Source organism: Streptomyces sp. HUAS TT7 (assembly GCF_051550175.1).
Taxonomy (GTDB): domain Bacteria; phylum Actinomycetota; class Actinomycetes; order Streptomycetales; family Streptomycetaceae; genus Streptomyces.
Genome location: NZ_CP196177.1, coordinates 51044 through 57787 on the forward strand (window position 1 = coordinate 51044; position 6744 = coordinate 57787).

Genomic DNA, 6744 nt, shown 5'->3' on the forward strand with positions numbered 1-6744 from the left:
ATGTTCCCCCGCTACGGTCTATTTCCCTTAAATCTTTGAATTCATCATCAGCTACAGGATAACCACTGAATTCAACGACATGAAACGACCCATCGAAAGACTTCCCGCCGCGACCTCCAGCGCAACCCGGGCCTTCGCGCTCGCGACGAGCCTGTTGTACGCCTGCGCCACGCCGGCCGCTTCCTGGACCGCCAGCTGGCAGGCCAGCCCGCAGCCGGTCTGGGCTGAGGACTTCCTGTTTCCCAGCAACGTGCCGGCCGAACTGCACGACCAGACGGTGCGGCAACTGGCGCGAATCAGCCTGGGAGGAACGCGCGTGCGCATCGTCCTGGCAAATACCTATGGAAAGCGCCCGATCCGGATCGGCCGGGCCACCCTGGCCAAACCCGGTTCCGAGCGCGCCGCGGTCGCCACCGGCAGCCTGCATCACGTGACCTTTGGCGGACGCCGGACGGCGACCATCGCGCCCGGCGCCACGCTACTCAGCGATCCGGTGGCGATGCCGGTGGCCGCGCTCTCGCAGGTGCTGGTGAGTCTCTACCTGCCGGCCGCCACGCCCATGGAAACCTTCCACTGGGACGGCCGCCAGACGGGCTGGATCGTCGCCGGCGAGCAGACCCAAAGCCACGCATTGCAGCTGGACGCGGCGGACAGCCAGAGCACCACCGCGCGCCTGCTGTTGACAGGTATCCTGGTCGAAACCGAAACGGCAACGCGGACGCTGGTGACGCTCGGCGACTCGATCACCGACGGAGCCAGCGCCAGCCTCGACCGGAACAGCCGTTGGCCGGACTTCCTCGCCGAACGCCTGGCCCCGCATGGCGTCGCCGTGGTCAATGCGGGGATTTCCGGCGCCCGTCTGCTGAGCGACGGCATGGGCGCGAGCGCGCTGGCACGTCTGGACCACGACGTACTGGCCCAGCCAGGCGCAAGCAGCATGGTGGTGATGCTCGGCATCAACGACATTGCCTGGCCCGGTACCGCTTTCGCCCGGAATGCCGCACCGCCCACCCTGGAAGCGCTGATCGCCGGCTACCGGCAATTGATCGAACGGGCGCACAACCGGGGTATCCGGGTCGTCGGCGCGACCCTCACGCCGTTCGAGGGCGCACTGCCCGGCACGCCGTTGAGCGATTATTACCAGCCCGCCAAGGAAGCCCTGCGCAGGCAGGTTAACGAGTGGATCCGTCATGCCGGCGCCTTCGATGCGGTGATCGACTTCGACGCGGCATTGCACGATCCGGAGCAGCCGTCGCGGCTCGCCGCGCGCTACGACTCCGGCGACCATCTGCACCCCAGCGACGAAGGTAACCGGGCGATGGCGGCCGCCGTCGACCTCGACGTCCTGCTGGACGAGGTGCCTGACGGCAAACCGACAGAGCCCCGGGCCGATAGCGCAACGAAATGAAAAAAGGCGCCCGAAGGCGCCTTTTTTTTCGATCACCGCTGACGGTTACTGGTTGTCCAGTGCCGGGCGCTGGCCATTGATGGCGATACGCTTCGGCTTGGCTTCTTCCGGAACCAGCCGGACCAGGTCGATGTTCAGCAGGCCGTTGGCCAGCGAAGCCGCCTTGACCTCGATATGGTCGGCGAGGCGGAACGACAGCTTGAAGGCGCGCTGGGCGATGCCCTGGTGCAGGTAGGTCACGTTGTCCGTGGACTTCTCGCGCTTGCCGCCACTGACGGTCAGCACGCCGCGCTCGACCTGCAGGTCCAGGTCTTCTTCCTGGAAGCCGGCGGCGGCGATGACGATGCGATACTCGTCGTCACCGTGCTTTTCGACGTTGTAGGGCGGGTAGGTACTCCCGGCCTCATTGCGCAGGGCCGACTCGAACAGATCGTTGAAGCGATCGAAGCCTACGGAATGACGGAACAGCGGGGCGAGGGAAAAAGCGTTGCTCATTGCGAATCTCCTGAATTATCAGCAAGTACTCTGGTGCGGAACCCGTCTTCGGCATCCCGCACGAACTAGATAGGGATCGTCGGAAGTATTTCAAGAGCCTTGAGAACGACCGTTCGTCGTGCTCAGATCGAAACTCATCCTTTCGAGAACCGTCGCCATGGAACGCGCAATCCCGACCTTCCCCTGCCGCGATCTGGACAGCGCCAGCGCCTTCTACCAGTCCCTCGGCTTCCACCTTGGCGCTCGCTATCCGACCTACGCCATCCTCCAGCGCGGCGCCCTGGAGCTGCACCTGTCGCTGTTCGAAGCGCTCGAACCGAAGACCAATTGCAGCGCTGCCTACCTGCGCCTGGAGGACGCCCAGGCGCTGCATCGCCAGGCCGCGGCCCTCGGCCTGGGCAGTCAGGGGAGTTCCACGCATCACGGCCCTGGAAGACCAACCCTGGGGCATGCGCGAATTCGCCCTGGTCGATCCCGACGGCAACCTGCTGCGGGTCGGCCAGGCACTCGATGCGACGCCAGAGCAACACCGGGTTCGCCTGGCCAGCGCCGACGACGTCCCCGCGGTGGCCGCCCTCTGGCAAGCCAATGTCCACGAAGCCGGAGAAACCCTGGATGCCGGCGACCAGCAGGCGATCCAGGCACTGCTCCTGGCCGCCTCGCGCAACCGCTTGCTCTGGCTGGCGGAGGCCCAGCAGCATCCCCGCGGTTTCGTCCTCGCCCACTTGTGGCAGATCGAGGACGGTCAGGCACGGGTGGGAGAGATCGCAGAGCTCTACGTACTGCCGCAGGCCCGCCGCCAGGGCCTGGCCCGGGAACTGGTGGGCAGTGCCGAGGAGGCCCTGCGCTCGCGCGGCGCCGGCCTGATCCGCGCGCAATCGGCCCTTGACGCGCCGCTGTCCAACCTGTTCTGGCAGGGCCTGGGCTGGGACGCCGACTACCTGACCTTCACTCGCTACTGACCTGGGGAACATCATCATGCGCAAAGTCATGCTGGTCACCGGCGGCAGCCGCGGCATCGGCGCCGCCATCGCTCTGCTGGCCGCCCGAGCGCGGCTATGCCGTCGGCCTCAACTATCATGCGCAATGCGCGAGGCCGCGCAAGCCGTGGTGGAGCGAGATCGCAGCGCGGGGCGGCAAGGCCTTGCGGTGGCAGGCCGACGTAGCCGAGGAAGGATCAGGTCGAGCGGCATGTTCCGCACGCATCGACGAACGTTTCGGCCGCATCGACGTGCTGGTCAACAACGCCGGCATCCTGGAAGCGCAGACGCGCCTGGAAAACATCGACGCGGCGCGCCTGCACAGGGTATTCGCGACCAACGTGACCGGCAGCTTCCTCTGCGCCCGCGAGGCGGTGAAGCGCCTGTCGACCCGCCACGGCGGCCAGCGGCGGCAGCATCGTCAACGTATCCTCGATGGCCTCGCGGCTGGGATCGCCCAACGAATACGTCGATTATGCCGCCGCCAAGGGCGCCATCGACAGCATGACCATCGGGCTGTCCAGGGAAGTGGCGCCCGAAGGTATCCGTGTCAACGGCGTGCGCCCGGGACTGATCTACACCGAGATCCACGCCAGCGGCGGCGAACCGGGCCGCGTCGAACGCTTGAAGGGCGTCATTCCGCTAGCGACGCGGCGGCACGGCGGAGGAAGTCGCGCGGGGCGGTAATGTGGCTGGCGTCGGACGAGGCCGGCTATACCAGCGGATCGTTCATCGATGTCAGCGGCGGCCGCTAGGCCTGCTACGCAAGCTAGGCCGCCTGGCTGAACGACACCTGCAACAGCCGGTCGATGGTTTCGCAATCGCTTTCCCGGCGAATCCGCGCGAACAGCTCGACGGCTTCGGGATAGGTGCGCGTGAGCATGCCCAGCCACTGCTTGAGACGCCCCGGGGCATAGCGCGGGGCGAGCTTGCGCCGGGCCTGTAGCCAGAAGTCGCGCAGCAGCGGCAACAGCTCGCTCCAGGGCATCTCGCGGATTTCGCCGCCATCGCACCAGGCGGCGATCTGCCGAGCCAGGCCAGGACGCGAGACCAGGCCGCGACCGAGCATGATGTCCTCCACCCCGCTGACCTCGCGACAATGCAGGTAGTCGTCGAGCGTCCACACCTCGCCATTGGCGAACACCGGCACGCGCACCGCCTCGGCCACCCGCGCCACCCATTCCCAGTGCGCCGGCGGCCTGTTCGCCATCGACCTTGGTCCGGGCATGCACCACTACATGGGCCGAGCCGCCGTCGGCCAGGGCCCGCGCACAATCCAGGGCGCCGTCGGGACTGTCGTAGCCCAGGCGCATCTTCGAGGTCACCGCAATCTCGCTCGGCACCGCGCGACGCACGGCGGCGACGATGTCGTGCATCAGCTCCGGCTCCTTGAGCAATACCGCGCCGCCGCGCGAGCGGTTCACGGTCTTGGCGGGACAACCGAAGTTCAGGTCGATCACCGGGGCGCCCAGCTCACAGGCGAACGCGGCGTTATCCGCCAGGCACGCAGGATCGGAGCCGAGCAACTGCACACGCATCGGCGTCCCGGCGCGGGTCCGGCTGCCGTCGCGCAGCTCCGGCGCCAGCTTGTGGAAAGCCGTGGCCGGCAGCAGGCGATCGGTGATGCGGATGAATTCGGTGACGCACCAATCGATGCCGCCGACGCGGGTCAGCACGTCGCGGAGGATTTCATCCACCAGACCTTCCATCGGCGCCAGGGCGATTTGCACGAACCACTACCTCGAAAATGACAGGCGGCGGATTCTAGAGAATCCGCCGCCCGGAACAAAGTGCGAATGCCTGCCGGCCGACGCGCGACGGGTCAGGCCCCGGCGAGCAGAGCCTGGCCATAGCCGTCGATGAACTCCGCCGGCATCCGCTTCGGCTTGCCGCTGGACAGTTCGATGCAGACGAAGGTGGTCTGCGCCCGCAGCAGCGTGGCGCCATCCGCCGGGCGTACCAACTGGAAGCGCCGGTTCATCCGCAGGCGCTGGTCGGACTCGACGATCCAGGTCGCCAATTGCAGTTCGTCGCCCTCGTAAGCCGCGGCCAGGTAGTCGATCTCGTGGCGCAGCACCGCCATAGCCCGGTCCAGCCGGCGGTACTCGGCCAGGTCCAGGCCCAGCCGCTGCGAGTGGCGCCAGGCGCAGCGCTCCAACCAACTGACGTAGACGGCGTTGTTCGCGTGGCCGAGCCCGTCGATGTCCTCGGCGAGGACCCTGAGGTCGATCACGAACGGATCGGCGTAGTCCCAATTCATCAATGCTGCTCCAGGCTGCCGGCCAGTTCGCGCGCTTCCCTGGCCAGTTGTGTGATCTGATCCCAGGCCCGCGCCCGGATCAGGCTCGGCGGCGCCAGCCAGGTGCCGCCGACACAGGCGACATTGGGCAGGCGGAGGAAATTCAGCAGGTTGTCCAGGTTGACCCCGCCGGTCGGGCAGAAGCGGATGCCGGTGAACGGCCCCTTCAGGCTTTTCAGCATTTTCACGCTGGCAGTGCCATCGGCCGGGAACAGCTTCAGCGAGCGATAACCGTACTCCAGCGCCAGCAACACTTCCGAAGGCGTCATCACCCCGGGCAGGTATGGCAGACCGGCATCCTCCGCGGCGGCGGCAAGGCGCGGCGTGCATCCGGGGCTGACGGCGAACTGCGCGCCCGCGTCGCGTGCCTCGAGAAACTGCTCGGTGTGGATCAGGGTACCCGCCCCCAGCAGGACCTCGGGCACCTCGCGATGGATGGCGGCGATCGCGTCCAGCGCCTGCGGCGTGCGCAGCGTCACTTCCAGCACCGTGACGCCGCCCGCATACAACGCGCGCGCCAGGTCGGGCGCCAGCGCCACGTCCTCGATCACCAGCACCGGCAATACCGGGCTGGCCTGCAGCAGGACCCGATCCAGCGGCAATGTCATGGGCATTCCTCGATTCGAAACGGCTCGCCCCGCCGGATCGCTCCGCGCGGGCCACAGCGCTTTTTACCGAAGAACCGAGGTCAGGACAACGACAACCCCTCTGCTACGCGCCTCAGGAAGCGCTCGCCGTCTTTTCCACGCGCCGGCAAGCGCGCATCGCCGGGCGCTCCTCGAGCAGCGCCAGCAGCGACTCGCTCAGCCTGCGCTCGCCGAGCAGTCGGTGGTGGCCGCCGCCCGGCAGGCGCAGCAAGCGACTGGCCGGCCAGGCGGCATGGATGCGCTCGGCATTTTCCACCGCTACGCGCGTGTCGTCGTCGGCATGCACCACCAGTCCGGGCATTTCCAGACGGTAGCGCGCCACATCCAGGCACGCCGCGGATATGCCCGCCTGACGCTCGACCAGGCGGATGAAATGCGAGCGAGCCAGGGCCGGCAAACCGACGAAACGAGCGAACAGGCGCAACTGTTCGAGAATCCGCGACGGCGCCGAGACCGTCACCAGCGCTTCGCTGCGCAGCCCCATCTGGGCCGCCAGCAACGCCGCCGCGCCACCCAGGGAATGACCGACCACCGCACGCAGCGGCGGCAACTCGCCAGCGGCCTCCAGCAAGGCGTGGGCGAACAGCACCACGTTCGCCTCCCTGCCCGGCGAGCGGCCATGGGCCGGCGCATCGAGGGCATACACCGAATAACCCGCGCCGACCAGTTGCTCGATCAGATGGGCGAACTGTGTCGGCCTGCCGGCCCAGCCATGCAGCAGCAGGACTGCCGGCCCCTCGCCCCAGCGCAACGCCGACAGCCCGAAGCGCAGAGTAACGCGCTCCGAGCTGGCCAGCAGCGGCAGCTCCCAATCCTTCGGCGGCCACTCGCCAGGCATCATGAACGCCCGACGCATACGCTCGGCCGTCCAACGCGGCGCGATGCGGCCGATCGTCCCGTTGAAACCGCGAATCC

6 protein-coding genes and 2 pseudogenes are annotated in these 6744 nt (G+C 67.5%); 3 read left to right on the plus strand and 5 right to left on the minus strand.

Going from position 1 to position 6744, the window contains the following annotated elements:
* Positions 1–79: 79 nt before the first annotated feature.
* Positions 80–1408 (plus strand): SGNH/GDSL hydrolase family protein, encoded by a 1329-nt coding sequence (locus ACSHXC_RS42830; RefSeq protein ID WP_200199870.1) that lies wholly within the window; start codon positions 80–82, stop codon positions 1406–1408.
* A 45-nt stretch (positions 1409–1453) separates the two neighbouring features.
* Here ACSHXC_RS42830 and ACSHXC_RS42835 read toward each other — a convergent pair whose 3' ends face one another.
* The gene (locus ACSHXC_RS42835; protein WP_003091405.1) at positions 1454–1903 is read right to left on the minus strand and encodes an Hsp20 family protein; all 450 of its coding nucleotides are present in this window, start codon (positions 1901–1903) and stop codon (positions 1454–1456) included.
* Between the two features lie 449 nt (positions 1904–2352).
* Between ACSHXC_RS42835 and ACSHXC_RS42840 the strand changes: the two genes are divergently transcribed.
* Complete coding sequence (locus ACSHXC_RS42840) at positions 2353–2865, plus strand: GNAT family N-acetyltransferase (protein ID WP_438297764.1); 513 nt, start codon at positions 2353–2355, stop codon at positions 2863–2865.
* Positions 2866–2881: 16 nt separating this feature from the next.
* Positions 2882–3638: pseudogene (locus tag ACSHXC_RS42845) on the plus strand (SDR family oxidoreductase).
* Between the two features lie 14 nt (positions 3639–3652).
* Here the strand turns inward: ACSHXC_RS42845 and ACSHXC_RS42850 are convergent.
* From ACSHXC_RS42850 to ACSHXC_RS42865, 4 genes and pseudogenes are all read right to left on the minus strand, one after another.
* Positions 3653–4613, minus strand: a pseudogene (locus tag ACSHXC_RS42850) (tRNA dihydrouridine synthase).
* 92 nt (positions 4614–4705) lie between these two features.
* The gene (locus tag ACSHXC_RS42855; protein WP_003107647.1) at positions 4706–5143 is read right to left on the minus strand and encodes an acyl-CoA thioesterase; all 438 of its coding nucleotides are present in this window, start codon (positions 5141–5143) and stop codon (positions 4706–4708) included.
* Complete coding sequence (locus tag ACSHXC_RS42860; RefSeq protein WP_003091412.1) at positions 5143–5790, minus strand: bifunctional 4-hydroxy-2-oxoglutarate aldolase/2-dehydro-3-deoxy-phosphogluconate aldolase; 648 nt, start codon at positions 5788–5790, stop codon at positions 5143–5145. The genes ACSHXC_RS42855 and ACSHXC_RS42860 overlap by 1 nt, the downstream gene beginning before the upstream one ends.
* Before the next feature lie 112 nt (positions 5791–5902).
* Positions 5903–6742 carry an alpha/beta hydrolase gene (locus ACSHXC_RS42865; RefSeq protein WP_438297767.1) on the minus strand — a complete coding sequence of 280 codons (840 nt, stop codon included), beginning with the start codon at positions 6740–6742 and terminating at the stop codon, positions 5903–5905.
* Between the last annotated feature and the right edge of the window lie 2 nt (positions 6743–6744).